The sequence below is a fragment of the Kitasatospora sp. NPDC056273 genome (assembly GCF_042268845.1).
GTDB lineage: Bacteria > Actinomycetota > Actinomycetes > Streptomycetales > Streptomycetaceae > Kitasatospora.
This window is the reverse complement of record NZ_JBHJSJ010000034.1, coordinates 14591-40725: the sequence shown is the minus strand read 5'-3', so window position 1 is coordinate 40725 and position 26135 is coordinate 14591. Positions and strand designations below refer to the sequence as shown.

At 73.1% G+C, this 26135-nt stretch carries 20 protein-coding genes and 1 riboswitch; of the genes, 10 read left to right on the top strand and 10 right to left on the bottom strand.

The annotated features are described in order from the left end of the window. Positions 1 to 71: 71 nt before the first annotated feature. Together ACFCY1_RS26625 and ACFCY1_RS26620 are read left to right on the top strand one after the other, a co-directional pair. Positions 72 to 782, top strand: a complete 711-nt coding sequence (locus tag ACFCY1_RS26625) for a spermidine synthase (protein ID WP_117492522.1) — start codon at positions 72 to 74, stop codon at positions 780 to 782. Between the two features lie 155 nt (positions 783 to 937). Then, a complete protein-coding gene (locus ACFCY1_RS26620; RefSeq protein ID WP_375876295.1) occupies positions 938 to 1978 on the top strand; it encodes a TetR/AcrR family transcriptional regulator C-terminal domain-containing protein in 1041 nt (346 codons plus the stop codon). Positions 1979 to 2118: 140 nt separating this feature from the next. On the opposite strand, the gene ACFCY1_RS26615 is transcribed toward ACFCY1_RS26620, so the two are convergent. From ACFCY1_RS26615 to ACFCY1_RS26605, 3 genes are all read right to left on the bottom strand, one after another. Continuing rightward, the gene (locus tag ACFCY1_RS26615) at positions 2119 to 4053 is read right to left on the bottom strand and encodes a hypothetical protein (RefSeq protein ID WP_375876294.1); all 1935 of its coding nucleotides are present in this window, start codon (positions 4051 to 4053) and stop codon (positions 2119 to 2121) included. Between the two features lie 231 nt (positions 4054 to 4284). Further along, positions 4285 to 5127, bottom strand: coding sequence for a TetR/AcrR family transcriptional regulator (locus ACFCY1_RS26610; RefSeq protein WP_375876293.1), 843 nt, complete (start codon positions 5125 to 5127; stop codon positions 4285 to 4287). 131 nt (positions 5128 to 5258) lie between these two features. Continuing rightward, the gene (locus ACFCY1_RS26605; RefSeq protein ID WP_049649511.1) at positions 5259 to 5768 is read right to left on the bottom strand and encodes an NUDIX hydrolase; all 510 of its coding nucleotides are present in this window, start codon (positions 5766 to 5768) and stop codon (positions 5259 to 5261) included. Positions 5769 to 5890: 122 nt separating this feature from the next. On the opposite strand from ACFCY1_RS26605, the gene ACFCY1_RS26600 reads away from it, so the two are divergent. Then, positions 5891 to 7114 (top strand): serine hydrolase domain-containing protein, encoded by a 1224-nt coding sequence (locus tag ACFCY1_RS26600; RefSeq protein ID WP_375876292.1) that lies wholly within the window; start codon positions 5891 to 5893, stop codon positions 7112 to 7114. A gap of 78 nt (positions 7115 to 7192) precedes the next feature. Here ACFCY1_RS26600 and ACFCY1_RS26595 read toward each other — a convergent pair whose 3' ends face one another. From ACFCY1_RS26595 to ACFCY1_RS26585, 3 genes are all read right to left on the bottom strand, one after another. Beyond that, complete coding sequence (locus ACFCY1_RS26595; protein WP_049649513.1) at positions 7193 to 7516, bottom strand: hypothetical protein; 324 nt, start codon at positions 7514 to 7516, stop codon at positions 7193 to 7195. 231 nt (positions 7517 to 7747) lie between these two features. Beyond that, entirely contained in the window at positions 7748 to 9271 is a 1524-nt protein-coding gene (locus tag ACFCY1_RS26590; protein ID WP_049649514.1) for an aldehyde dehydrogenase family protein, read from the bottom strand. Between the two features lie 426 nt (positions 9272 to 9697). After that, positions 9698 to 10645 carry a hypothetical protein gene (locus ACFCY1_RS26585; RefSeq protein ID WP_049649515.1) on the bottom strand — a complete coding sequence of 316 codons (948 nt, stop codon included), beginning with the start codon at positions 10643 to 10645 and terminating at the stop codon, positions 9698 to 9700. Positions 10646 to 10955: 310 nt separating this feature from the next. On the opposite strand from ACFCY1_RS26585, the gene ACFCY1_RS26580 reads away from it, so the two are divergent. Beyond that, positions 10956 to 13970: an AAA family ATPase gene (locus tag ACFCY1_RS26580; RefSeq protein WP_079272478.1), complete on the top strand. Its 3015-nt coding sequence runs from the start codon at positions 10956 to 10958 to the stop codon at positions 13968 to 13970. Positions 13971 to 14203: 233 nt separating this feature from the next. Next, on the top strand, positions 14204 to 15271 hold the full coding sequence (locus ACFCY1_RS26575) for an aldose epimerase family protein (RefSeq protein WP_375876291.1): 1068 nt from the start codon (positions 14204 to 14206) through the stop codon (positions 15269 to 15271). Positions 15272 to 15345: 74 nt separating this feature from the next. On the opposite strand, the gene ACFCY1_RS26570 is transcribed toward ACFCY1_RS26575, so the two are convergent. Further along, positions 15346 to 15849, bottom strand: coding sequence for a GNAT family N-acetyltransferase (locus ACFCY1_RS26570; RefSeq protein ID WP_375876290.1), 504 nt, complete (start codon positions 15847 to 15849; stop codon positions 15346 to 15348). A 310-nt stretch (positions 15850 to 16159) separates the two neighbouring features. Between ACFCY1_RS26570 and ACFCY1_RS26565 the strand changes: the two genes are divergently transcribed. The 5 genes from ACFCY1_RS26565 (at position 16160) to ACFCY1_RS26545 (ending at position 22443) form a co-directional block, all read left to right on the top strand. Further along, positions 16160 to 17437, top strand: a complete 1278-nt coding sequence (locus tag ACFCY1_RS26565) for an extracellular solute-binding protein (RefSeq protein ID WP_074004381.1) — start codon at positions 16160 to 16162, stop codon at positions 17435 to 17437. 202 nt (positions 17438 to 17639) lie between these two features. Beyond that, complete coding sequence (locus ACFCY1_RS26560) at positions 17640 to 18641, top strand: carbohydrate ABC transporter permease (RefSeq protein WP_049650566.1); 1002 nt, start codon at positions 17640 to 17642, stop codon at positions 18639 to 18641. A gap of 40 nt (positions 18642 to 18681) precedes the next feature. Next, on the top strand, positions 18682 to 19587 hold the full coding sequence (locus tag ACFCY1_RS26555) for a sugar ABC transporter permease (RefSeq protein ID WP_049650565.1): 906 nt from the start codon (positions 18682 to 18684) through the stop codon (positions 19585 to 19587). 113 nt (positions 19588 to 19700) lie between these two features. Next, entirely contained in the window at positions 19701 to 21398 is a 1698-nt protein-coding gene (locus ACFCY1_RS26550) for a glycoside hydrolase family 13 protein (protein ID WP_049650564.1), read from the top strand. A 25-nt stretch (positions 21399 to 21423) separates the two neighbouring features. Further along, a complete protein-coding gene (locus tag ACFCY1_RS26545) occupies positions 21424 to 22443 on the top strand; it encodes a LacI family DNA-binding transcriptional regulator (RefSeq protein WP_181970866.1) in 1020 nt (339 codons plus the stop codon). A gap of 119 nt (positions 22444 to 22562) precedes the next feature. Here the strand turns inward: ACFCY1_RS26545 and ACFCY1_RS26540 are convergent, their stop codons facing one another. The 3 genes from ACFCY1_RS26540 to ACFCY1_RS26530 all read right to left on the bottom strand — a co-directional run bounded on the left by ACFCY1_RS26540 (position 22563) and on the right by ACFCY1_RS26530 (position 26033). Beyond that, positions 22563 to 22763 carry a hypothetical protein gene (locus tag ACFCY1_RS26540; RefSeq protein WP_117492512.1) on the bottom strand — a complete coding sequence of 67 codons (201 nt, stop codon included), beginning with the start codon at positions 22761 to 22763 and terminating at the stop codon, positions 22563 to 22565. A 296-nt stretch (positions 22764 to 23059) separates the two neighbouring features. Further along, positions 23060 to 24466, bottom strand: a complete 1407-nt coding sequence (locus tag ACFCY1_RS26535; protein ID WP_375876289.1) for a transglycosylase family protein — start codon at positions 24464 to 24466, stop codon at positions 23060 to 23062. Beyond that, a riboswitch (cyclic di-AMP (ydaO/yuaA leader) is annotated at positions 24453 to 24623 on the bottom strand. It overlaps the preceding gene by 14 nt. 450 nt (positions 24624 to 25073) lie before the next feature. After that, entirely contained in the window at positions 25074 to 26033 is a 960-nt protein-coding gene (locus ACFCY1_RS26530) for a hypothetical protein (protein WP_234348297.1), read from the bottom strand. Positions 26034 to 26135 lie beyond the last annotated feature (102 nt).

Below are 26135 nucleotides of genomic sequence, written 5' to 3'. Positions count from 1 at the left end.
GCAGGTGCCCGCCCCGTCCGTACGGGGGCGGCACCGCAGCCGAGTTCGCCCGAGTCCACCAAGGGGGACGGATGACCACCGCACTGCCCGAACGCGACGGCCACGAGGCCGTCGTCACCCTCGACCGGCGGGAGGGTCCGTACGGCGAGGTGGTGCTCCGGCAACGCGGTCGGGACTTCGAGATCATCGCCAACGGCTGCTTCCTGATGGACACCGCCGACGGGCGCTCGGAGCGGCTGCTGATCCAGGCGGCGCTGGACGAGTTGGACCGCACGGGCGGCCCGGTCGAGCGGCCGTCGGTGCTGATCGGGGGCCTCGGGGTCGGCTTCTCGCTGGCGTACGCGGCGGCCGAGCCGCGCTGGGGGCGGATCGCCATCGTCGAGCGGGAGACCGCGATCATCGACTGGCACCGGACCGGCCCGCTCGGCGCCTTCTCCGACGGTGCGTTGGAGGACGCGCGGGTCGAGGTGCTCCACACCGACCTGCTGGAGTACCTCGCGGCGGCGGACGGCGAGCGCTACGACGCGCTGTGCCTGGACATCGACAACGGGCCGGACTGGACCGTCACCGAGTCCAACGACGGGCTGTACGGCGCGGACGGGCTCGCGGTGCTGTGGCACCGGCTGCGGACGGGCGGGGTGCTGGCGGTGTGGAGTGCGCAGCCTTCGCCGGCCTTCGAGGAGGCGCTGCGGGCGGTGGGGTTCTCGGACGTGGTGACGCACGAGATCCCGGTCGCCCGGGGGGTGCCGGACGTGGTGCACCTGGCCCGGCGGGCGGGCTGAGGGCGCGCCGAGGGCCGGCTGAGGGCGGACGCGGATCGGGCCGGGTGCGGCCGGATCGCGGGTGAACCCGGCTGTGGCGGCGGGTGGTTGGCGCCTGGTGCGTCAACTGCTGTCGGCACCACGGCTGTTGAACGGCAGGTTGATGGTGGGATCGGGTGGCTGAGAGCGGGAGTCCCTCGGAGCGGATCGCGGCCGAGCTCCGACGTCGCATCGCGGTAGGGGAGTTGGCGCCGGGGGCGCGGGTGCCGTCGACCCGGCGGATCACCCAGGAGTGGGGCGTCGCGATGGCCACGGCGACCAAGGTGCTGAACCGCCTCCGGGAGGAAGGGCTCGTACGGGCCGTTCCCGGGGTGGGCACGGTGGTGGCCGGGAAGGCAGCTCCGGAGGAGGTCCGGGCCCGGGAGCCGCGGCGGGAACCGGCGCGGGAAGCGCGGCTGGTGGCGGAGCCGACCGCGGAGCTGACCGTGGCGCGGCGGGTGAGAGCGGGCGGCGAGGGTGAGCTCACCCGGGAGCGGATCGTCGCGACGGCCGTCCGGGTGGCCGACGAGGAGGGGCTGGCGGCGCTGTCGATGCGCCGGGTCGCGACCGATCTGGGCGTCGCGACGATGTCGCTCTACCGTCATGTGCCCGGCAAGGACGAGCTGTTGCGGCTCATGACGGACGTGGCGTTCGGGGAACAGCCGCTGCCCGAGCCGCCGGCGGAGGACTGGCGGGAGGGGCTGGAGACGGTCGCCCGGCTGCAGTGGCGGATCTACCGGCGTCACCCGTGGCTGGCCTCCACGATGTCCTTCACCCGGCCCGTGCTGGCGCCGGACGCCGCAGTGCACACCGAGCGGTCGATGGCCGCCCTGGCGGGGCGGGGTCTGAGCGGCGAGGAGATGGCCCAGGCGGCCGTCGCCCTGGCGGCGTTCGTGTGCGGGCTGGCCGTCCACTTCGAGCGGGAGGCGCAGGCCGAGCAGGACAGCGGGCTGTCCGCGGAGGAGTGGATGGACCGGGTGGAGGGTGAGGAGCACGCCCGGCTGATGGCGGATCCGGAGCGGTTCCCGATGTTCGACGCGATGAACCGGGGGCCGGAGATCGACCTGGGCCTGGAGGCGCTGTTCGAGTTCGGGATGGCGCGGATGCTGGACGGGGTCGGTCTGATGATCGAGCGGCGGGGCAGGGGGCGGCGGGGACAGGGGACGGCGAACAGCTGACAGATGACAGGTAACAGATTTCAGATTTCGTTCGCTGTTATCTGTCAGCTGTTATCTGTCGGTTGTTACCTGTCAGCTGTCCGTTGACGGCCGTCACCCGTTCGCGGTGACGGCGCGCAGCGGCTTCCCCCGCCTCCGGCTCAGCCGAACGGGCGGTTCTGCGGCTCGGCGTCCGCCTCCTCCGCCGGCTCCGGTTCGGGAGCCGACAGGTCCGGGAGGCCCCCGATGGCGAAGGGGTTGAAGTCCGGCGGCGGGACCATCACCGGCGTGCCCTTGCCCGGAGCCGGCTCCTCCGCGTCCCCGCCCTGCCCCGAACTCCGCTCCGCCGCCGCCGCCGCGGCCGCGGCCGCGGCGGGCGGTGCCTGGGCCGGGATGACGGGCGGGGTCGAGGGCGGCGGCGGGACGGCCGGGCCCTGGGAGGGGAGAGTCGTGCCGAACGGGTCGGCCTTCTGCTCGGCCGCGACCGTGGTGCCGAACGGATCGGCGACCGGAGCCGCCCCGGCGGGCCGGGTGGCGGGCGCGTCGCCCGACACGTCCGGGACGCCCCCCATGGCGAAGGGGTTGAAGTCCGGCGGCGGGACCATCACCGGGGTGCCCTTCGGTCCGCCCTCGGCGTCCGGTGCCGCCTGGTCCCCACCGGCGGCGGGGACCTCCGGGGTCTCCGCGACCGGCGCGAAGGGGTTGAAGTCCGCGGGAGGCACCCGCACCGGTGTGCCGCGCAGGTGCACCGGCCTCTCCTCCGGCGCCTCCGCCGGGGCCTCCTCGACGGCGGCAGCAGGCGACGGGGTCGGGGCGGGAGCGGGCGCCGGGGTCGGAACACTGCTCACCGCGGCGGCCGGGACGGCGGCCGCGGCGCCTGGGACCGGTACGCCGTCCCAGCCGAACTGGATGCTCTTCAGCAGCTCCGCGAACGCCTCCGTGTACAGCTCCCAGTCCTCCGGCCGTGCCGTGGACAGCTGGGCGCACAGCACTGTCCCGCCGTCCGGCAGCGGCACGAAGGCCTGGACGGCCGAGGTGACCACCCAGCGCCGCTGTCCGTCGGCGGCCAGCGGTCCGGGTACCGGGACGGTCCGGCCCTCGACCAGGACGGCGGCCGGTCCGGCCGGCAGCAGTACGGTCCACACCTCGGCGTGCCGCCGGACGGTGGCCAGCTCGGTGGCGAGCGCGGTGATCGGCAGCGGGTGCCGGGCGAGCGAGACGACCAGGGCGGCGTCCGAGGCGCGGTCGTCCAGCTCCAGGGCGCAGACGCCGGCGTACACGACGCCCGCGTCGCGGATCAGGTCGGCCAGGGTGGCGGAGATCACCGCGAAGTCGCGCCGAGGCTCCGGACCGGTGGCGCTGAACAGCTCCTCGGCGACCTCGGCCAGGTGCCGGGCCAGCTCATCGGCGGCCGCCACGGTGGCCGGGGCGCTCCCGCCGCTCGCACTCCCACCGCTCGCACTCCCACCGGTCGCGCTGCCGCCGGTCCGGTCCGCGCCGTCGGGCAGCGGGGGCACCGTACGGGCGGAGACGCCGGGCGGGCCGCCCGGGGAGGTCAGCGAGTGGAAGCCGGGCGGTACGACCAGCCGGACCTCGGCGCCCGCGCCGGTGGGCAGTTCGACCGGCTGGCGGGTCTGCTGCCCGGCCGCCAGCGCGGCCAGCGCGGGGGCGAACGGCGGACGCAGCTTGGCGTCGGCGAACTCGCCGGTGACCGGGAGCTGGAACAGCGCGGCCGAGGTGGTGCCCCGGTCGGCGATGGCACCGCGCACCGCGCCGCCGCCGTACCGGGCCTGGAGCGCGGTGACCACCCGGTCGGTGAGCCGCGCGCCGGTGCCAGGCCGTCCGGTGCCCGCGGTGGTCACCGTGCCGAGCCGGTCGAGGGCGGTGTGCACCGGGCCGTTGGGGGCCAGCGGCAGGGCGAACAGCGCCTCGGCGGCGGGGTGTTCGGCCGTCCGCAGGGCGCTCAGCGAGGCCGCCGGGTGGCGCGAGGTGTGTTGGTCGAAGAGGGCGTCGGTGAGGGTGCCGAGGGTCGCGCAGACCTGCTCCGCTGCCGCGAAGGGATTGGCCTCCACGCTGAACTGGACGTCCTGGGTCACCTGGTGAGCCCCCCGCTCTGCTCCGTCTGCTGTCGGTGGTTCGGGTGGGACCGGCCCCGGCGCGGCGGCGCGCCGTCAGATCCCTGCTCATTCCTATCAGAGCCCACTGTCCTGACCGAACCGCAGGATCACCCGATGATCACTTGGACGGTCGGCGAGCGGCGACGAGTCCGGCGCCGACCCCGGTTACCGCTCCGCCGGGCACGGCCGTCGATCCGCCGACCGCGCGGCTCACTCGGCGGCGGCCCCGGTGGCCTGTGCGGACCCGTCGTCGGGGGTGCCGGCCGCGAGCGCGGTGACCGCCTCGACGATCCCCGGCACGGCGAACAGCCCCGCGAGGTCCCGCACCAGGCGCCCGGTCGGGCCGTCGGGGCGCTCGTCGGCGAAGAAGGAGGCCAGTTCGGCGGCGAGGGCCGGCTCGCGGGCGGCGGTGAGGGTGAGCGCCGCGACGAACTCCTGCACCAGGTGCAGCTGGAGCTCCGCCAGCGGCACCGAGCGCTCGGACAGCCACTCCAGCGAGGTGATCTCGGCGTTGGCGATCCAGGCCCGGACGGTCAGCCGCAGCCCGACGCTCGGCGCGGGGATCGCCAGGTGGGCCAGGATCTGCTCCTGCGCCGCCCGGCGCACGTCGTCGATCACCGCCGAGGTGCCCGCGCTGGCCGCCACCGAGCCGCCGCGCAGCAGGGCGGCGAAGCCCGGCCCGTGGCTCTGCACGAAGTCCAGGTAGCGGCCCATCACCCGGTGCAGCCGCTCCGACAGCGGCCCCTCCATGGGCTCCTCGAACCGCGCCGACAGCTCCTGCCCGGCCCGCCGCAGCGACTCCTCGTACAGCGCCTGCTTGCCGGGGAAGTAGTGGTAGACCAGCGGCCGGGAGGCGCCCGCGGCGGCGGCGATGTCGTCGATCGACACCTCTTCCGGCGGCCGGCGGCTGAACAGCTCCAGCGCCACGGCGATCAGCTGCTCCCGCCGCTCGTCCACGCTCAGCCGCCGACGCGGCCGCCCGCCCGCCGCCCCGGCGGATGCGGAGGTCCGTGCTGCGTGGTCGGCCGTCGGAGACGGCGTACGGGAGGCCATGCGCGCCACCCTAGTTCGTCGCGGGCCCTCCGGTGGAGCCTGGGGCGCGCCGCCCGTCGGCCCGCACGCCGTCTCCGAAGCCCGCACGCCGCCCCGCACCCCGAACCGTCGGCTCCGAGGCCTCGGCGGCGCTAGGCGGACCGGAGCTCCAGGTAGCGGCGGTAGGCCTCCAGGCCGTCGGGGACGAAGGTGTCGCGGGTGAGGCGGTCGGCGAGTTCGGCGGGGGTGAGCCAGGCGTGCCAGGCGACCTCGGACTCCTGGGGGGAGACCGGGCCGTCCCACTCCGCCTCGTACATGTCGCACCACCAGGAGAGCCGGTCCTGTTCGAAGAGGAACTTGAACAGGGGCCGCGGGGTGACGCCGTGGACGCCGAGTTCCTCCTCGGCCTCGCGGACGGCGGCCTCGGCGTAGGTCTCGCCGGAGCCGACCACGCCGCCGACGAACATGTCGTACGCGCCGGGGGCGAACAGCTTGGTGTCGGTGCGGCGGTGGACGAAGATCCGTCCGGCCGGGTCGCGGACCAGGATGAAGACGCAGCGGTGGGTGAGCCCGCGCCGGTACACCTCGCCGCGCAGGGCGGTCCCGATCACGCGGTCGTGCTCGTCGACGATGTCCAGCAGTTCCTCGGCAGGGTTGGTCATGGGGGACAGGTTAGGGTTTCGGGGCTCGGTTCGAACGAATTCGATCGAAGAAGGATCGAAGGAGATCGAAAGCGAGCGCACATGGCATGAGAAGCAGCGGAACTGGTCGAGGACGGCACGCGGTGGTGGAGATCTGGGGCGAGACGGCCGAGGGGTTCGAGCCCGTACGGGAGGCCTTCGCACGGAACTTCGCCGACTACGGCGAGCTCGGCGCGGCCTTCGCGCTGTACGTGCGCGGCCGCAAGGTGGTCGACCTGTGGGGCGGCGACGCCCGGCCGGAGGTCGGCGGCCGGCCGGCGCCCGCGGTGCCGTGGACGGCGGGCACCGCCCAGGTGCTGCGCTCGGTCACGAAGGGCCTCACCGCGACCGCCGCGCTGCTGCTGGTCGAGCGCGGCCTGCTCGACCTGGACGCCCCGGCGGCCTCGTACTGGCCGGAGTTCGCGGCGGCCGGCAAGGGCCGGGTCCCGGTGCGCCAGCTGCTCTCGCACCAGGCCGGGGTGCCCGCGCTGGACGTGCCGCTGCGGCTGGAGGACGTGCTCACCTGGGAGCGCGCGGCCGCCGCCGTCGCCGCGCAGGAGCCCGCCTGGGAACCCGGCACCGCGCACGGCTACCACCCGTACACCTTCGGCTGGCTGGTCGGCGAGGTGGTGCGCCGGGTGAGCGGCCGGACCATAGGCCAGTACTTCGCCGAGGAGGTCGCCCGGCCGCTCGGGCTGGACCTGTGGATCGGGCTGCCGGCCGGCGCCGCGCCCCGGGTCGGCAAGCTGGTCGACCTGCCGGCCCCGGAGACGGCGCGGACCGGTCCGAGCGGGCTGCGGCTGCGGCCCAAGCAGTCCGTCCGGGACGCCTACCAGGACCCGGCCTCGCTGACCGCCCGCTCCTTCGCCTCGGTGCGCCCCGGCGTGGACCTCAACGACCCGGCGGTGCAGGCCGCCGAGATCCCCGGGGCCGGCGGCATCGGCACCGCCCGGTCGCTGGCCCGGTTCTACGCGGCGCTGATCGGTGCGGCCGACCGTGCGGACGGCTCCGGCGCGCTGCTGCCGCCGCTGCTCGGCCCCGAGGTGCTGGCGCGCGCGGTCGGGCCGGCGGTAAGTGGGCCGGACCGGGTGCTGATCGTCAACTCCACCTTCGGCCTGGGCTTCTGGCGGCACGGCCCGACCGCGCCGATGGCCTCCCCGGCGAGCTTCGGCCACCCGGGCCGGGGCGGCTCGCTCGGCTTCGCCGACCCCGACCTGGGGCTGGGCTTCGGCTACGTCACCAACGGCATGCAGCCGGGTGTCACCGGGGACGTCCGCTCGCGGAACCTGATCCGCGCGGTGCGGGGGTGCCTGGGGCTGGACCGGTAGCCCCGGGGTCAGCCTGTAGCCCCGGTCCCGGCCGGTAGTCCCCGGCCTGGCTGGTGGCCCCGAGCCAGGCCGGTCGCTTCAGGCCTGGCCGGTCTCGAAGCGGCGGATCTTCCCGCCGTCGACGGTGAAGCGCCACGCGGTGCGCATCGTGCCCCAGGTCTCGTTGGTGAACTCGGCGACCAGCGCGTGGCCGCCGTGCGACTCGGTCTGGACGGCCATCCGGCCGTTCGGGCCGAAGATCTCCCGGTCGACCCAGTCCGCCAGGTCGCGCTCGGACCCGTCGTCGGACATGGTCGCGTCCGCGGCGAGCAGCGCGAAGAAGGCCTCGCGGTCGCCCGCGTTGACCGCGGTGACGAAGGCGCGGACGGCGGGGTCGCTGAGTTTCGTGGGGGCGATGGTCACGCGGGACTCCCGGATCGGGGGTTGGGGTACGGGGAGTCCTGTCTACGGCTTTCGCGCGGGCCGTCCGGGCATGTCGGCGGCGCGTCGGTGAATTGGGCGCATTCATGTGCTTTGATCCCCGGAACAGGCGAATCGCCCCGGAGCCCGCCACGGGGAGTGGCGAGGAGCGGGAGGCCCCGGTGGGCCTCCCGCTCCGCTTTGCCGCTCCGCTTCCTGGAGGAAGCCGACTTCCTAGAAGAAGCCGACCGCGTCGGGGGAGTAGCTGACCAGCAGGTTCTTGGTCTGCTGGTAGTGCTCCAGCAGCGCCTTGTGGTTCTCCCGCCCGATGCCGGAGTTCTTGTAGCCGCCGAAGGCCGCGTGGGCCGGGTAGGCGTGGTAGCAGTTCGTCCAGACCCGGCCCGCCTGGATGGCGCGGCCGGCCCGGTGGGCGGTGTTGAGGCTGCGGGTCCAGACGCCCGCGCCGAGCCCGTACTGGGTGTCGTTGGCGAGGGCGACGGCGTGGTCGAAGCCGTCGAAGCGGGTGACCGAGACGACCGGTCCGAAGATCTCCTCCTGGAAGACCCGCATCGAGTTGTCGCCCTCGAAGACCGTCGGCGTGACGTAGTACCCGCCGGCCAGCGCACCGCCGAGGTCGGCCCGCTCGCCGCCCGCCAGGAGCTTGGCGCCCTCTTCCTGGCCGATCTCGAAGTAGGAGAGGATCTTCTTCAGCTGTTCGACACTGGCCTGGGCGCCGACCTGGGTCTCGGTGTCCAGCGGGTCGCCCTGGCGCATCGCCCGGACCCGCTCCAGGCCGTCGGCGAGCAGCCGCTCGTAGATCGCGGAGTCGATCAGCGCGCGGCTGGGGCAGGTGCAGACCTCGCCCTGGTTGAGGGCGAACATCGCGAAGCCCTCGACGGCCTTGTCGTAGAAGGCGTCCGAGGCGGCGGCGACGTCCGCGAAGAACACGTTCGGGCTCTTGCCGCCGAGCTCCAGCGTGACCGGGATCAGGTTGTCGGCCGCCGAGCGGGCGATCAGCCGGCCGGTGGTGGTCTCGCCGGTGAAGGCGACCTTGCGGACCCGGGGACTGGCGGCGAGCGGGGCGCCGGCCTCCTCGCCGAAGCCGGTGACGATGTTGAGCACGCCGGGCGGCAGCAGGTCGGCGGTCAGCTCGGCGAGCAGCAGCACCGAGGCCGGGGTCTGCTCGGCGGGCTTGAGCACCACCGCGTTGCCGGCCGCGAGCGCCGGGGCGAGCTTCCAGATCGCCATCAGGATCGGGAAGTTCCACGGGATGATCTGGCCGACCACGCCCAGCGGCTCGTGGAAGTGGTACGCCACGGTGTCCTCGTCCAGCTGGGAGAGGCTGCCCTCCTGGGCCCGCAGCGCACCGGCGAAGTAGCGCAGGTGGTCGACGGCGAGCGGGAGGTCGGCGGCCAGCGTCTCGCGCACCGGCTTGCCGTTCTCCCAGCTCTCCGCGACGGCCAGCCGCTCCAGGTTGGCCTCCATCCGGTCGGCGACCCGCAGCAGCACCTGCGCGCGCTCGGCGGCCGAGGTGCGGCCCCAGGCCGGGGCGGCGGCGTGGGCCGCGTCCAGGGCGGCCTCGATGTCCTCGGCGGTGCCCCGGGCGACCTCGGTGAACACCTCGCCGGTGACCGGGGTCGGGTTGCCGAAGTACTCGCCGCGCACCGGGGGCGTCCAGTCGCCGCCGATCCAGTGCTCGTACCGGGAGCGGTAGGCGACGATGCTGCCGGGGGTGCCGGGGGGCTGGTAGACCGTCATGCTCGGTGTCTCCTCGCTGCGTCGGGTGCCGTCGGCGCGGCTCGGGCCGCGGGCGGCACGCCGGACCGCCCGGTCAGGGGGCGGTCCGGCGGGAGGGGTGGGACACGCCATCGGACCGGCGCCCCGCCGGGCGCCCGCCGTCGAGCACGATAACCGCCCGGCGCCCGGCGCGGCTACGGTCCGTACGCCGGGCCCGTACGGAGGGTGTGTCCGCCGGCCGCTCCCGGGGGTGTGCCGACGGGAGTCCGGGACCGATCACCAGGGGCGCCCCGGAGCGGATCACCTCGGGCGCCCGGAACCGGATCGCTGCGGGGCGCGCGTTCCGGCCGCGTTCCCGCGGCGTGCCGCCGCACGCCGCCGCGTGGCCCGGACGGCGCTCCCGGCGGGCCGCCGTACGCCCGTCGGGCGGTTCGGGGCGGACGCCGGTCAGACAGCGTGGTACCGCCCGGTGCGGGCCTCCCAGCTGAGGTAGCCGGCCAGCCAGGTCAGCAGTCCGTCCGCGTACCGCTCGGCGATCACGCGTTCGATCCGGGAGAGGCCCAACTCGCGGTGGACGTCCGGCAGTCGGTCGCGCAGCTCGGCGCATCGGTCGACCATCAGCTGGGCCTCGGCGATGACCGCCGCGCAGGCCTCCTCGGCCGAGCAGCACCGCTCCCGCTGGACGATCATGACCAGGTTGTTCACGTCCCCGCGCGGCGCCTCCAGCGGGTAAGAGCGCACGTCGTTGCTGAGGGACGGTATGTCGGCGGCCAGCTGGCGGAGTTGGCGCAGCACCGGGTGGTGCAGGACGGCGGCCGGGACCTCGAACTGGCCCAGGCGTTCGACCATGTCGAAGATGGTCTCCATGGCCGCGGTGCCCCGTCGGAGCTCCAGGTAGCCGTCGCGGTCCGGCGGCCGGGTGGAGATCCGGCCGGCCGCCTCGGCCGGGTGACTGGCCAGGTAGTACTCCCAGTTGTAGGCGGCGCGGGCCTGCCAGCGGGCCGGCATGCCCTGGACGCTGCGGTCCCACAGGTCGGCGAACGCGGTCTCGACCGGGGAGTCCTGGTCGGGGCGGGCACCGTGCAGGACGGCGATCAGCCGTTCGCAGATCGGGGCGACTTCGGCGGGGCGGCGGCCGAGCGGGCCGTCGAACTGGTCGTCGAAGAGGAAGTAGAAGCCCATCAGGTCGGCAGCCAGGGCGAGTTCGTCCGGACCGGCGTCCGGGTAGCCGAGCGCGGCGAGGTCCACCACTTCCCAGTGGGCGTAGCCGGGGTGGTCGGCGTCGGGTAGCAGGGGGTGGCGGATGAGCCAGTCCCGGTGCAGTGCGGTGGCGCGCGGGCCGTGCGGACTGCGGCGGTGCGGGAACGGAATCTGAAGTGAGGTGTCGTCAGACATCGGACTCCCGGTGCAGCGGAGGTTGGGGGCGCTTTTTGTTCGAGCGCTGATGGTGGGGGGAGTTGACGCGGCGAGGCGCGGGCGGTGGGGGTGGGTTCCGCAAGATCATCCGAACCTCGAAGGCCGTAGGGTATCTGATGCAATGATCGGACGTTAGGGATATAGGGCAGTTGCCCTTGACAAGCCGCCCGAACCCTCACCGTCCGCCCCAGCCTGCACGAATGCCCCACGGGAACGGCCGCGCGGCGCTAACCTCGGCTGCACGCAGTGATGGAGCTGTGACGCGAGCGGGCGAGGCGGAGGCACGACGGTGACCGAGCAGGAGAACGCAATTCGGGCGGGTGCTGGTTCCGCCCACGAGGGCGACGGCACCGCGCCCCGGGTCCGGCTGCACGACCGCGACTCCGAACTGCGCTCGGTGGAGGCCGCCGTGGACCAGCTCTGCCGCGGCTTCGCCGCAGGTGGCACCGAGATCGGTGACCTGCTCACCTTCTCCGGCCGCCCCGGCATCGGAAAGACCAGTCTGCTGCACGAGGTCCGGCGGCTCGCCAAGCTCCGCGACGGCGCCACCGTGCTCTTCGCCCGAGGCGGAGAACGGCAGTTCAAGGATCCGTACCACGTGCTGCGGCAGCTGCTCCAGCCCGTGCTCAGTGACCTGCCGCCGGACGTGTTCGCCCAGGTCATGGGCACCTGGGAGGAGGTCGTCGGACCGGCCATGGGCCTCAAGCAGCCCAAGGCCGGCGCCCGCCGCCTCGACCCGCAGGGCGTGCGCGACGGCCTCGACTACGTCCTCACCCAGCTCGCGCCGCGCCGGGCGCCGATGGTGATGATCGTCGACGACCTGCACTGGGCGGACGGGGAGTCACTCTCCTGGCTGACCAAGTTCGCCATCCGATCGAGTGAACTTCCCGTCCTGCTCGTCTTCGCCTTCCGGGAGGACGAGAGCGACTGGCCCACCGAGACCCAGGAATTCCGCCGGGCCGTCCTCGGACTCAAGGCGCGCAGGCACGAGCTCAACCGCCTCAACCTCAGCTCGGTCACCGACATGATCCGTGCCGAACTCGGCGACAAGGCCGAGGAGGCCTTCTGCTACGAGTTCTGGAACGTCGTCAACGGCAACCCGTTCGAGGTCATCGCCCTGCTCGACCAGGTCCGCGACCAGGAGCTCGAACCGGTCGAGGAGAACTCCCGGCAGCTGCGCGAACTCGCCGTCGACGCCACCGGGATGACCCTCAAGAGCTGGCTGGACCGGCTCGGCGCCAGCACCCTGCGGTACGCCTGGGCCTGCGCGATGCTGGGCACCGACATCCGGGTGGACCTCGCCACCCGGATCTCCACCCAGAGCACCGAGGGCGCCCGCGAGTCCATCAAGCAGCTGCGCAAGCAGCGCGTGCTGACCCAGACCCCCAACGGGAACCTGGAGTTCGTCCACCCGCTGATCGCCAGCTCCATCTACAACACCATGCCGGACGCCACCCGCCTCGGCATGCACGGCATCGCCGCCGCCGAGATCGAGAACGCCGGACTCGGCCTGCTCGCCGCCTCCCGCCACCTGGTCGAGACCCACTCCGGCGAGGGCGACGACCGGATCGTCAAGAAGCTGCGCCGCGCCGCCATCGAACACCAGCTGATCGGCGCCCCCGAGGCCGCCCAGCGCTGTCTGCACCGCGCGCTCAACGAGCCGCCCGCCGACGAGATCAAGGCCGAGGTGATGTACGAACTCGGCTGCTCCGCACTGCTCACCGACCCCGTCGCCACCGTCAACCAGCTCAAGCTGGCCCTCGACCCCGACGAGCTGCCGCTGCGGCCCGAACTGCGCGTGGACGCCACCTTCCGGCTCTCCGAGGTGCTCGCCCACGCCGGTGAGCTGGGCGAGGCCGCCCTGGTCTGCCAGCGCGAGGCCGAGCAGACCGTCGACCCGGCCGGCCGTCAGCGGCTCCAGGCCGCCTCGTTCATGTGGCACGCCTTCCGCAAGTCCGAGGAGGACGGCCCGGGCCGCTCCGCCCGGCTCGGCGAGATGTGCCGGAGCCTGAACGGCAAGGAGGCCTCCGCCCGGGCCGTACTCGCCATGCGCGCCTGGGACCTCACCCTGCGCGGCGCCCCGTCCGCGGAGGCGCTCGCGCTCGCCGACGAGGTCCTCGACGGCGGACGGCTGCCCAAGGGCCTCGGGTGGACCGACACCACCTGGGGCTTCGAACTGCCCTCGATGCTCTGCCTCACGTACATCTACAACGACCGCATCGCCCAGGCCGAACGGCTGGCCGCGGACGCCATCATCCAGTTCGAGGTGGCCGGTTGGAGCGGTGCCCACCGGGGCTTCGCCTACTTCCTGATGGGCCTGGCCCGGTTCCGCCGCGGCCTGCTCGCCGAGGCCGAGGACTTCCTGCGCCGGGCGCACCGCATCTCCGAGCGGATCGGGGACATGCTGCCGCTGGCCTGGGACGCGGTCGGCGTGCTGGTCGACACCCTGCTCGCCCGCGGCCGGATCGACGAGGCCTGGCAGCTGGCCAACGACTCCGGCTTCCACCCGCCGTACCACGCGACCGCCATGGTGCTGCCGGACGCCGCCTCGTTGTACGGCAAGCTGCTGGTCGCCAAGACCCGCAACGCGGGCGCGGCCGCCGCGCTCACCGAGGCCGGCTCCCAGCTGGAGATCCGCGGCTGGCGCAACACCGTCTGGGCGCCCTGGGCAGGCCACCTCGCCATCGCGATCGCGGGCGACGAGCCCGAGCGTGCCCGGGAGTACGCCCAGAAGGCGGTCCATGACGCGCGGGCCTTCGGCACCGCCTCGGCGATCGGCAGCGCGCTGCGGCTGTACGCGCGGATCGAGCACGGCCGACAGGCGGTCGAGCTGCTGGAGGAGGCCGTGGCGTACCTCGGGCAGTCCCCGGCCGGCTACGAGCACGCCGTCGCGCTGGTCGACCTCGGGGCCGCGCTGCGCCGGGTCGGTCGGCTGGACGACGCCCAGGAGTGCCTGTACCAAGGCATCGAGCTGGCCCAGCACTGCTCGGCGGAGGGGCTGGTCGACCGGGCGCGGCAGGAGCTCGCCAACTACGGCCTGCGGCCCAACCGGGTGGGGCTGCGCGACTTCCGGGACACCCTGGAGACGCTCAGCAGCTCGGAGTGGGAGGTCGCCAAGCGGGCCGTGCAGGGCGTGCCGCCGCAGCGGATCGCCGACGAGCTCGGGGTGCCGATCGGAATCGTCAACCGGCGGCTGGCGGCGGTCTACCGCAAGGCGGGCAGCGGGCCGGACGGCCTGGCCTCGGCGCTCGGGCTGCCGCCGCAGCAGCGGGACCTGGGGCGGCTGGGGGACCTGAACGACTAGGCGGGCGACCGGCCGGTGCCGGGCGCGGCGGTCAGCGCCCGGCGGTCGGGTCCGGCGCACGGCGTGCGGATGGTGGACGGCGGCGCGCGGGGCGGCGCGTGGGCTGGTGGAAGCGCCCCCGCTGCCGCCGCCGTCGCTAGGCTGACGGACACGGGGCTGCCGCGGCGCCCCCTCGACGGACCCGGAACCGGGCGGCCGCGGTGCAACGCCCGCCGCCAGTGAGGAGCAGGCCAATGGCGAGCGAGGCCACCAGCGTGCGGCAGGAACCCCTGGACCCTTCGGGCGCGGGTGCCGCGATCGAGCGCTGGACGCTCACGGCCGGCCCGTACGAGGCGAGCGTGCTCACCCTCGGGGCGACCCTGCACACCCTGAGCGCACCGGACCGCTCCGGCCGCTCCGCCCAACTGCTGCTGGCCACCGACCGGTTGTCCGAGATCCTCGGCCCGGCCCGGCACTACGGCACGGTGGTGGGCCGGTACGCCAACCGGATCGACCGCTCGTCGGTCACCATCGACGGCGAGGAGCACCAGCTCGCTCCGACCGGCGGCGGCATGACCATCCACGGCGGTCCGGACGGCTTCGCGCACCGGATGTGGGCGGCCGAACCGGTCGAGGGCGGGGTGCGGCTGGCGCTGCACAGCCCGGACGGGGACCAGGGCTTCCCCGGCGCGTTGGACGTCACCGTCACGTACACCCTGGACGCCTCCGGCGAGCTGGTGATCGCCTACCGTGCCGTCACCAGCAAGCCGACCGTCGTCAACCTGACCAACCACGCGTACTTCAACCTCTCGGGTGAAGGCAGCGGTGATGTCCTGGGCCACCTGCTCACCCTGGACGCCGACGCGTACACCCCGGCCGACGAGCGGCAGATCCCGTACGGTCGGACCGAGCCGGTGGTCGGCACGCCGTTCGACTTCACGGCGGCCACGCCGATCGGCAAGTCGGTGCACGACGAGCACCCCCAGCTGGCCGGGCCCGGCGGCTACGACCACAACTGGGTGCTGCGCGCCCGTCCCGCGGACGGGGCCCCGGTGCGGGCCGCGCTGCTGGAGGACCCGGTCAGCGGCCGCACCCTGGAGGTGCTGACCACCGAGCCGGGCATCCAGGTCTACACGGCGAACAAGTTCCAGGGCGCGGTCACCGGCGCGAGCGGCGTCCCGTACGGGCCGTTCGCCGGGATCGCCCTGGAGACCCAGCACTTCCCGGACTCCCCGCACCACCCGGCGTTCCCCAGCACGGAGCTGCGGCCGGGGGAGGAGTTCCGCTCGACCACCGTGCTCCGGCTGGGGACCCACCAGTAGGACCGGTGGGAAGGGCTGACGGCTGGGACCGACCGGCAGGGCTGATCAGGAGGACCGGCCTGCCGGGGCCGGCGCTACGGCCGCAGGTCCCGGCGCATGCAGAGCCGGGGCCAGCGGTCCAGGCCGTGCTCGGCCTCCTTGCGGCGGATCTCCCGCAGGCCCGGCGTGAGTTCCTCCTCGGCCAGCGGCCGGAAGCCGCAGCGGGCGTAGTAGGGGGCGTTCCAGGGGACCTCAACGAAGGTCGTGAGGGTGAGCGCCGGGGCGTCGGCGGTTTCGGCGAGGTGCTCGATCAGCGCCCGGCCGATGCCGCGGCGGGCGTGGTCGGGGTGCACGGAGACCTGTTCGATGTGGAGGGCGCCGTCCACCGGCTCGGCGAGCAGGTAGGCGGCGACGGTTCCGTCGGCGGCCTCGGCGAGCAGGGCGACGCCCCGCTCCAGGTAGTGCGCCAGCTCCTCGGGTGCGGGGGGTTCGTCCTCGGCGATCTCCGGCATGCCGATCGCGGCGAAGGGTGCGCCGGCGGCCCGCTCCAGCTCGGCGAGCAGCGGAAGTTCGTCCCTGGTGACGGCTCTGATTCGCATGCGTCCAGTCTGCTGCAGAGCGTTTCCGGCCACGCACGGTGGTTCCGTCGGCCAGCCCACGGAGGGGTGAATCGGGCGAAACGGGGCAATCGGTGCCGCCGTCAACTACCGAGTGGCTACGTCCAGGACACGCGGGCGTAACGATCGCGGTTTCTTGCAGAAACTTGCTGCAAGGACTTTCCGTCCCTCTTGCGCCGCTGTTAACTTCCTTCCCGAGCCCGACGGCAGCAACGGTGCGGTCGGCACGAGGCAGCCATTATGCGCCTGTCTCGGAACATCTCGGGCACCCCCACCCTCCCTAGGAGTTCTCATGCGGCGTGGCATCGCGGCCTCTGCCCTCGTTGTGGCCCTCGCGGTCTCGATGGCTGCCTGTGGCAGCAGCGGCTCCAGCTCCGACGGCAAGGCCGACGGGCCGGTCACCCTCACGTACTGGGACACGTCGAACGCCACCAACGAGGCGCCGAACTACCAGGAGCTCGTCAAGAAGTTCGAGGCTGCGAACCCGACCGTCAAGGTCGACTTCGTCAACGTGCCGTTCGACCAGGCGCAGAACAAGCTGCAGACCGCCATGGGGGCCAAGGGTGCTCCGGACGTGTTCCGCTCCGAGGTCGGCTGGACCGCCGCCTTCGCCAAGGCCGGCTTCCTGGAGCCGCTGGACGGCACCCCGGCCGCCGCCGACACCTCCGCCTTCCAGCCGAGCCTGATCCAGCAGGCCAAGTACGAGGGCAAGCTGTACGGCGTTCCGCTGGTGACCGACACGCTCGGCCTGCTCTACAACAAGGAGCTGTTCACCAAGGCCGGCATCACCGAGGCGCCGAAGACCTGGGACGAGCTGAAGACCGACGCCGCCGCCGTCAAGGAGAAGGCCGGCGTGGACGGCTTCTGGCTGAAGGCCGCGGACGGCTACTACGCGATGCCGTTCCTGTACGGCGAGGGCACCGACACCGTCGACGCCGCCGGCAAGAAGATCAGCGTCGCCTCGCCGGAGGCCGTCAAGGCCGTCGAGACCTACAAGACGATGTTCACCTCGCCCGGCACCGTCAAGGCCGACGTCACCACCGACGCCTACGCCCACATGATGGACGCCTTCAACAGCGGCAAGGTCGCGGCGATCGTCCAGGGCCCCTGGGAGATCACCAACATCTACAAGGGCTCGGCCTTCGCCGACAAGAACAACCTCGGCATCGCCGCCGTCCCGGCCGGCTCCAGCGGCAAGGCCGCCGCTCCCACCGGTGGTCACAACATCGCCGTGTACGCGGGTGCCGACAAGGCCCACAAGGCCGCCGCGGAGAAGTTCGCCGCCTTCATGACCTCGGCCGAGAGCCAGGCGTTCATCGCGCAGAAGAACTCCACCCTGCCGACCCGCTCCGACGCCTTCACCGCCGACGTCAAGGCCGACCCGGGCATCGCCGGCTTCCAGGCCGTGCTGAGCAGCGCCAAGCCGCGCCCCGAACTGCCCGAGTACAGCTCGCTGTTCGCCTCGCTGAGCACCAACCTGGGCAAGGCCGTCCAGGGTACGAGCACCCAGGACGCGCTGAACACCGTCTCCACCGACTACGCCAAGCTCCTGCCGGGCTTCGCCAAGTAGTCCCTGTGCCCGGCCCGCCGGTCGACGGGTGACAGCGGACGAGGAGCGGCCGAACGCGTGACGGCGAACGAATAACAGAGAACAGATTTCATCATCTGTCAGTTGTTCACCGTCCGCCGTTCGGCGCCGCCCCTCACCTGTCGCCCCCCGGAGGGCCGGGCCGTCGGCTCCCCCCGAGAATCCCCCCGAGAAGGTGCAAACGATGTCAGTCGCCGTGCAGGGCGCCACCGGCAAGGGCAGCCGGGAGCGCGAGCAGCGTCCGGGCCTGCTGGAACGCGTCAAGCGCTCCTACGCCAAGCACTGGTACGCCTACGCGATGATCGCCCCGGTCGTGCTGGTGCTCGGCGTGCTGGTGCTCTACCCGCTCGCCGAGGGCATCTGGCTCACCCTCACCGACGCCAACAGCCTCAACATGGCGCGCAAGATCGGCGTCAACGAGATCCCGGCGACCTACCAGTTCGTCGGCTTCCACAACTACGCCGACATCCTGTGGGGCCCGGGCTCGTACGACCGCTTCTGGTCGCACTTCGTCTGGACCATCGCCTGGACGGCCGTCTGCGTCTTCCTGCACTACACCCTCGGCCTCGGCCTCGCGCTGCTGCTCAACCAGAAGCTGCGCGGCCGCGCCGCCTACCGGATGCTGCTCATCCTGCCGTGGGCCGTACCGACCTTCGTCACCGTCTTCTCCTGGCGGCTGATGCTCGCCGACGGCGGCGTCGTCAACAGCATCCTCTCCTTCCTGCACCTGCCCGAGCCGGGCTGGCTCACCGAGCCGTGGGCGCAGAAGGCGGCCGCGATCATGGTGAACACCTGGGCCGGCGTGCCGTTCATGATGATCTCGCTGCTCGGCGGCCTCCAGTCGATCCCGGCCGAGCTGTACGAGGCCGCCGAGATGGACGGCGCCACCGCCTGGCAGCGCTTCCGGTACGTCACCCTGCCCGGCCTGCGCTCCGTCTCCTCCACGGTCGTGCTGCTCGGCGTGATCTGGACGTTCAACCAGTTCAACGTGATCTTCCTGCTGTTCGGCACCGGCGCCCCCGACGCCCAGCTGCTGGTCACCTGGGCGTACCGCCTCGGCTTCGGCCAGATCCCGCGGGACTACGCGCAGTCCGCCGCCTACGGCGTGATCCTGCTGTCCATCCTGATCGTCTTCACCGCCTTCTACCGGCGCTGGCTCGCCCGCAACGAGCAGGCCAACGGCTGAGGCCCCGGACCCAGTTGACCCACGAAGGCAGGTACCCCCGATGAGCACCACCACCGAACTCCCGGCCCGTGCGGCGGCCCCGGCCCCGGCGGCCCGGCCCGCCAAGGTCCGCCGTCGCGGCGAGCGCAGCCCGCTGGCCCGGGCGCTGTCCCACGGCACCCTGATCCTGGCCGGCCTGATCGCGCTGTTCCCGGTCGCGTGGATCCTGTTCGTCTCGCTCGGCCCGGACAAGACCGACTACCTCCACCCCGGCCAGATCCTCGACAAGCTGACGCTGTCGAACTACCAGCACGTGCTGTCCGACACCGACTTCTTCACCTGGTTCGGCAACGCCCTGCTGGTCTCCGGGGTCACCACCGTGTTCGGCGTGATGCTCGCCGCCACCACCGGCTACGCCGTCTCCCGGATGAAGTTCCCCGGGCACAAGCCGCTGATGTGGTCGCTGCTGGTCACCCAGATGTTCCCGATCGCGGTGCTGATCGTGCCGATGTACACGATGCTCTCCGAACTCGGCCTGCTGGACAGCTACACCGGCCTGATCCTGGTCTACTCGACCACCACCGTGCCGTACTGCGCCTGGCTGCTGAAGGGCTACTTCGACACCATCCCGGTGGAGATCGACGAGGCCGGCCGGGTCGACGGGCTCAGCCCGTTCGGCACCTTCTGGCGGCTGGTGCTGCCGCTCGCCCGCCCGGGCCTGGCGGTGGCGGCCTTCTACTCGTTCCTCACCTACTGGGCCGAGGTGCCGTTCGCCTCCACGTTCATGCTCAGCTCCGACAAGTACACGCTGGCCGTGGGCCTGCAGACCTTCGTCAGCGAGCACGACGCCCAGTGGAACCTGATGGCCGCGACCGCCGTGCTGATCGCGATCCCGTCCGCGGCCTTCTTCTACCTGGTGCAGCGCCACCTGGTCACCGGTCTGACCGCCGGCGCCTCCAAGTCGTAGCGCGCCACCGCGTCGTCACGCACCACCCGCAACGCCGCCGCTCCCGACCACGTCGTCACGCGCCTCCACGTCCCGGCGCCTTCCGCTCCTCTAGTCCCCAAGGGATACCGTCCATGACCCAGAACCTGGCCGACACCTCCCGGCCTGCCGCCGACACCGCTCACGAGGCGAACGTCAGCGCGTCCAGAGGCTGGTGGCGGGACGCGGTCATCTACCAGGTGTACCCGCGCAGCTTCGCCGACTCCAACGGCGACGGCATGGGCGACCTGCCCGGCGTCCGCAGCCGCCTGCCCTACCTGCGCGACCTCGGGGTGGACGCGGTCTGGCTGTCGCCGTTCTACGCCTCGCCGCAGGCGGACGCCGGCTACGACGTCGCCGACTACCGCGCCGTGGACCCGATGTTCGGCACCCTGCTGGACGCCGACGCCCTCATCCGGGACGCCCACGACCTGGGCCTGCGGATCATCGTCGACCTCGTCCCCAACCACTCCTCGGACCAGCACGAGTGGTTCCAGCGCGCCCTGCGGGAGGGCCCCGGCTCCCCGCTGCGCGACCGCTACCACTTCCGCCCCGGCAAGGGCGAGCAGGGCGAACTCCCGCCCAACGACTGGGAGTCCATCTTCGGCGGCCCGGCCTGGACCCGCAGCGAGAACCCGGACGGCACCCCCGGCGACTGGTACCTGCACCTGTTCGCCCCTGAGCAGCCCGACTTCAACTGGGAGAACCAGGCCGTCGCCGACGAGTTCCGCTCGATCCTGCGGTTCTGGCTCGACATGGGCGTGGACGGCTTCCGCATCGACGTCGCCCACGGCCTGGTCAAGGCCCCCGGCCTGCCCGACCTCGGCGGCGCCGACCAGCTGAAGCTGCTCGGCAACGACGTCATGCCGTTCTTCGACCAGGACGGCGTGCACGAGATCTACCGCAGCTGGCGCACGATCCTCGACGAGTACCCGGGGCAGCGGATCGGCGTCGCCGAGGCCTGGACCCCGACCGTCCAGCGCACCGCCAACTACGTCCGCCCCGACGAGCTGCACCAGGCCTTCAACTTCCAGTACCTGGGCACCGGTTGGGAGGCCGCCGCGCTGCGCGAGGTGATCGACCTCTCGCTCGACTCGATGCGTCCGGTCGACGCCCCCACCACCTGGGTGCTGTCCAACCACGACGTCACCCGGCACGCCACCCGGTTCGCCAACGAGCCCGGCCTCGGCACCCAGATCCGCACCCCCGGCGACCGGGCGCTCGGCCTGCGCCGCGCCCGCGCCGCCACCCTGCTGATGCTCGCGCTGCCCGGCTCGGCGTACGTCTACCAGGGCGAGGAGCTCGGCCTGCCGGACGTCACCGACCTGCCCGACGAGGTCCGCCAGGACCCGTCCTTCTTCCGCCAGGCCGGCCAGGACGGCTACCGCGACGGCTGCCGCGTCCCGATCCCGTGGTCCGGCACCGAGGCCCCGTACGGCTTCGGCCCGGTGGCCGGCGGGCCGTCCTGGCTGCCGCAGCCGGCCGAGTGGGCCGAGCTGAGCGTCGAGGCGCAGACCGGCGACCCGAACTCCACCCTGGAGCTCTACCGCAGCGCGCTGGCCGTCCGCCGGGCCCAGCCCGACCTCGGCGCCGGCACCGGGGTCGAGTGGCTGGAGAGCCCCGAGGGCACCCTGGCGTTCCGCCGCGGCGCCTTCGTCTGCACCGTGAACACCACCGGCGAGCCGGTGCGGATCGCGGCCCCGGGCACGCTGCTGCTCGCCTCGACCGACCTCGTGGTGGACGGCGGCGAGACGGTGCTCGCTCCGGACAGCACCGGCTGGTGGGCGGTCTGACGTGGTTGGAATAGGCTCTGGGACCGTGACTACGGCGCGACTCTCAGACATCGCGGCGCAGGCGGGGGTCAGCGAAGCCACCGTCTCCCGCGTGCTCAACGGCAAGGCGAACGTTTCCGCCGCCACCCGGCAGACCGTGCTGGCGGCACTCGACGTGCTCGGGTACGAGCGGCCGACCCGCCTTCGCCAGCGCAGCGCCGGGCTGATCGGTCTGATCACGCCGGAGCTCAGCAACCCGATCTTCCCGGCGCTGGCCCAGGTGATCGAGCAGGTGCTCAGCCGGCACGGCTACACCCCGGTGCTGTGCACCCAGACGCCGGGCGGGTCCACCGAGGACGAACTGGTGGACATGCTGGTGGACCGGGGCGTGGCGGGCATCGTCTTCGTCTCCGGCCTGCACGCCGACACCACCGCCGACCACGACCGCTACGCCCGGCTGGCCGGGCGCGGGGTGCCGTTCGTGCTGATCAACGGCTACAGCGAGAAGATCGACGCGCCGTTCATCTCGCCGGACGACCGCGCCGCGATGTGGATGGCCGTCCAGCACCTGGCCGAACTCGGGCACGAGCGGATCGGGCTGGCCGTCGGTCAGCGCCGGTACGTACCGGTGCTGCGGAAGATCGAGGGCTTCACGGCGGCGATGCGCGAGGTGCTCGGGCTCGGCCGGGAGGAGGCCGAGAACCTCGTCCACCACACGCTGTTCAGCGTGGAGGGCGGGCACGCGGCGGCTGGCGCGCTGCTCGACAAGGGCTGCACGGCGATCGTCTGCGGGAGCGACATGATGGCGCTCGGGGCGATCCGGGCGGTGCGGCAGCGCGGGTTGTCGGTGCCGCAGGACGTGTCGGTGGTCGGCTTCGACGACTCTCCGCTGATCGCCTTCACCGAGCCGCCGTTGACCACGATCCGCCAGCCGGTCGAGGCGATGGCCACGGCGGCGGTGGACGCGCTGCTGGAGGAGGTCGGCGGGAACGCCGCCCAGCGCGGCGAGTTCATGTTCCAGCCGGAGCTGGTGATGCGCGGGTCCACCGGGGCCTGCGCGCGCTGAACCCCGGCCGCCACGGCCGTCGGACGGGCCCCGGAGGGCGATCGCTCTCCGGGGCCCGTCGGCGTGCGCGCGGTCGGCCGTCGCGGGCCGTGCCGGACCGTGGCGGGCCGTGGGGTGGGTCAGCCCTCCTGGGCGGTCGGGCGGTCGGCGGTCAGGCGGTGCCCGTCGGCGGCCTCGCCGGTACGGGTCTCGGTGCGGCGGCCGCGGGCCAGGTAGTCGCGCAGGACCAGTTCGACGGCGTCCTGGGGGCTCTTGGTGCCGGAAAGCATCATCGCGTCGATCGCGAGGTTCGCGTCGAGGGTGACGGTGACCTGGGCCATGTGACTCCTCCTCGGGTGCAGAGCAGCAGCATGCCCGCTGGGGCGGCGATCCACCACGGAACGGGGCGGAACCGCGGTCGGGAACGGTCGGGCACGCCGTGGCCCCGGGAACGCCGGAACCCCCGGGGAGGAGCGACCAGACTCTCCCCGGGGGTGGTGGGCGGTCAGCGTTCGGACGACGGCCGACAGCTGACGGATAACAGCTGACAGATGTTGAAATCTGTCAGCTGTTATCTGTTACCCGTCAGCTGTTACCGGAGGTCCGTCAGCCGTGGACCGTGGACCGCGCGCCGTCCTCAGACCCGGCCGGCGAAGTCCGGGGCCCAGTTGGCGATGCTCTGCTCGCGGACGCCCGAGCTCGGGTTGGCGGCCTCGACGTACTTGCCGTTGCCGATGTAGATCGCGACGTGGTAGACGCCGGAGTCCTTGCCGTTGTTGGACCAGAACAGCAGGTCGCCCGCCTGGAGGCTGTCCAGCGAGACGTGGGTGCTGGCGGCGGCCTGGTCGGCGGCGACGCGCGGGACGGAGACGCCCGCGGCGCGCAGCGCGGCCTGGGTCAGGCCGGAGCAGTCCCAGCCGCCGTTGCCGGTGCCGCCGTAGACGTACGCCTGACCGACCTTCGACTCGGCGAAGGAGACCGCCGCGGCCATGCTGCCGGTCACGGCCGGCGCCTGGGTCTGGGTCTGGGTCTGCGTCTGGGCCTGGGGCTGCGGAGCGGGCTTGGTGGCGGGCTTCGCGGCCGGCTTGGTGGACGGCTTGGCGGCCGGGGCCTCGGGCTGCGCGGTCGGCTGGGCGTTCACGGCACCGCCGTTCGCGGACTGGCCGGACTTCTGCGAGCGGTCGAACCAGGTGAAGTCCGAGCCGGACGTGCCGGCGGAGGACTGGCCGGCCCGGGCCTGGCCGTTGCCGCCGAAGGACAGCTGCTGGCCCGGGTAGATGGTGTCCGGACCCTCGGTCAGGGTGCCGCGGTTGAGGTCGTACAGCCGCTGCCAGCCGCCCTGCACCTTGTGCTGGTCGGCGATCGCGGACAGCCAGTCGCCCTCGACGACGGTGTAGTCGCCGCCCTGGGCCTGCTGCTGGCGCTTCTGCACCCAGTCGCTCCGGTTGCCGGAGGCGGCGGAGTCGGTGGAGGCCTGCGCGTCGCCCTGGGCGGGCGCGGCGGGCTTCGCGGCGGGGGTCTGCGGCTGCGCGGGCTTGGCGCTGGGCTTCGCGGCCGGAGCGGCCGGAGCGGCCGGCTTGGCGCTCTGGGCGGGCGCGGCGGGCTTGGCGGCGGTCGAACCCGCCGAGGTGTCAACGGCGGCCGCGGCGCCGCCCTTGGTGAGCCCGGCCTGGACGGAGCAGACCGGCCAGGCGCCGGGGCCCTGCGAGGCGAGGACCTTCTCGGCGACGGCGATCTGCTGGTCCTTGGTGGCCAGGTCGGCGCGGGCCGCGTAGGCCGTGCCGCCGAAGGCGGACCAGGTGCTGGAGGTGAACTGGAGGCCGCCGTAGAAGCCGTTGCCGGTGTTGATGCTCCAGTTGCCGCCGCTCTCGCACTGGGCGACCTTGTCCCAGGTGGCGACGGAGGCGGCCGAGGCGGTGCCGGTGGTGAGGCAGGGGACGGTGAGGCCGACGCCCGCGACGCCGAGGGCGGCGATCACGCGACGGGTACGGCCGGACAGACGGGTGCCGTTGGTGGGCAGCATGAAGACGTGGTCCTCTCCCACGCCTGCGAGGTGAGCTGTCGGATTCGGGCTGGAGTTGCCCGGCCGTGCGGTGAGCACGGCTTCACCCCTAGCCCTGGACCGTTCCGGAGAGCGGTCCGGGGCGACTTACCTGTGGGTCCCCCGCTCCTGCCGTGGTGCGTTTTCGCGCTTCCAGGACATCCGACGGCAGGACTCGGCGTTGCGGATGACCGGGTTCGTGTGGTCACGAACGGGGAGCACGTTAATCAGACTTAAGTTCAAACTGCAAACCACTGTGATGTGCATCACGGTTTAGTGGAAACTGCCAAAATTGCCACTCACCATGATCGTAAATGATCGTTTTCAGGCAATGCTGTTGTGGAAGCCGACAACTGGCTCCGCCTCAGGAGTGGCGTGACGGTGCGTCGAATCGCGGAGTGGCGCACTCCGGCGGGTGGGGGAGCGGTCGCGATCGGAGCATGTGAATCCACGCTCCCTATTTCCTTTCAAATAGCGCCAGAACGGACATTCCCCTTCATTGCCGGGTGACTCCCGTACGGGACGGACGGGGTGGGGGAAGTACACGGAAGGGCCCGGAACGCGATCCGTTCCGGGCCCTTCGGTGCGCGCGAACCCGCGCGCGGTGTCCTTATCGTCCGCCAGGCCCCTCGGCGGCCGCGTGGGCGCCACGGGAGCCCTCCACGACCCCCTCGGCCTCGGCGGCGGCCGCCGCCTCCGCCTCGGCCCGTGCCAGGTCCTCCGGGGACGGCGTGGGCAGCGCGGCCAGGTAGGTGGAGGCGATCAGCTGGCCGACCGACGGGTAGGCGCCCAGCGGCGCGGCCGACGGGCAGCCGGTCTCCTCGGCGGCGGTGGCGAGCAGCTCGGAGTCCGCCTCCGGGCCGATCACCAGCGGGGCCAGCGCCGGGCGCTGCGAGCCGGTGTCCTTGAGGTGGTTGACGGCCGCGGCCACCGAGCCGGGCACGTCGAGCGCGGCGGCGACGACCGGCACGGCCAGCCGGGCGGCCAGCAGCACGCCGGTGATGCCGGCCGCGGCGGCCGCGTCCTCGCCGCCGACGGTGGTCAGCACCACGCCGTCCGCGGCGGTCGCGATGGCGAACAGTCGGGCGCGGTCGGCCCGGGCCAGCCCGGCCTCGGAGAGCCGGACGTGCACGGCCTCGGCCAGCAGCGGGTGCGGGCCCAGCGGGTCGGTGACGGGCGCGCCGTACTCGGCGGCGAGCGCGTGAAGCCCGGTCAGGAAGGTGTGCGGGCCGGGCACCAGCGGCACCAGGACGGGCATCGGCCGCCCGGCCTCGGCGGCCAGGGCCAGCAGCTCGGCCACGGTGCGGTCCTCGCCGCTCGCGCCCGCCGCACCGTCACCGGGGAGGTAGCCGACGGCCGTCTGGACGCCGTTCTGCTCGGTGCGGACGATCGAGAGCAGCTCCTCGACGACCGAGCGGGACTCGGGCCCGGCGGTCGCGGGCACGGCGAGCACCAGGGCCGGGGCGCCGGCCGGGATCTCGGGGCGCTCGGGACGACGGTGGCGCCCCCGCGCACGGGAGCCTGGAGTACGGACGGGCAGTGGCGCGCCCGGAATGGCTGCGGTGCTCATGCCGGAGATCGTAGGACATCGGCCCGTCCGGCTTGCAGTCGGCTGCCGTACGGGTTTCGCGTGCTCGCGGTACGGACCCGGTGCGTCTCCGGCGCCGGTCCG

Excerpts from the sequence above, each read along its gene's own strand:
- ACFCY1_RS26560 (WP_049650566.1), top strand. The coding sequence starts at position 17,640 with ATGTCAGTCGCCGTGCAGGGCGCCACCGGCAAGGGCAGCCGGGAGCGC.
- ACFCY1_RS26610 (WP_375876293.1), bottom strand. The coding sequence starts at position 5,127 with ATGGCCTCCCGTACGCCGTCTCCGACGGCCGACCACGCAGCACGGACC.
- ACFCY1_RS26605 (WP_049649511.1), bottom strand. The coding sequence starts at position 5,768 with ATGACCAACCCTGCCGAGGAACTGCTGGACATCGTCGACGAGCACGAC.
- ACFCY1_RS26570 (WP_375876290.1), bottom strand. The coding sequence starts at position 15,849 with ATGCGAATCAGAGCCGTCACCAGGGACGAACTTCCGCTGCTCGCCGAG.
- ACFCY1_RS26565 (WP_074004381.1), top strand. The coding sequence starts at position 16,160 with ATGCGGCGTGGCATCGCGGCCTCTGCCCTCGTTGTGGCCCTCGCGGTC.
- ACFCY1_RS26530 (WP_234348297.1), bottom strand. The coding sequence starts at position 26,033 with ATGAGCACCGCAGCCATTCCGGGCGCGCCACTGCCCGTCCGTACTCCA.
- ACFCY1_RS26585 (WP_049649515.1), bottom strand. The coding sequence starts at position 10,645 with ATGTCTGACGACACCTCACTTCAGATTCCGTTCCCGCACCGCCGCAGT.
- ACFCY1_RS26540 (WP_117492512.1), bottom strand. The coding sequence starts at position 22,763 with ATGGCCCAGGTCACCGTCACCCTCGACGCGAACCTCGCGATCGACGCG.
- ACFCY1_RS26625 (WP_117492522.1), top strand. The coding sequence starts at position 72 with ATGACCACCGCACTGCCCGAACGCGACGGCCACGAGGCCGTCGTCACC.
- ACFCY1_RS26590 (WP_049649514.1), bottom strand. The coding sequence starts at position 9,271 with ATGACGGTCTACCAGCCCCCCGGCACCCCCGGCAGCATCGTCGCCTAC.
- ACFCY1_RS26575 (WP_375876291.1), top strand. The coding sequence starts at position 14,204 with ATGGCGAGCGAGGCCACCAGCGTGCGGCAGGAACCCCTGGACCCTTCG.
- ACFCY1_RS26555 (WP_049650565.1), top strand. The coding sequence starts at position 18,682 with ATGAGCACCACCACCGAACTCCCGGCCCGTGCGGCGGCCCCGGCCCCG.
- ACFCY1_RS26550 (WP_049650564.1), top strand. The coding sequence starts at position 19,701 with ATGACCCAGAACCTGGCCGACACCTCCCGGCCTGCCGCCGACACCGCT.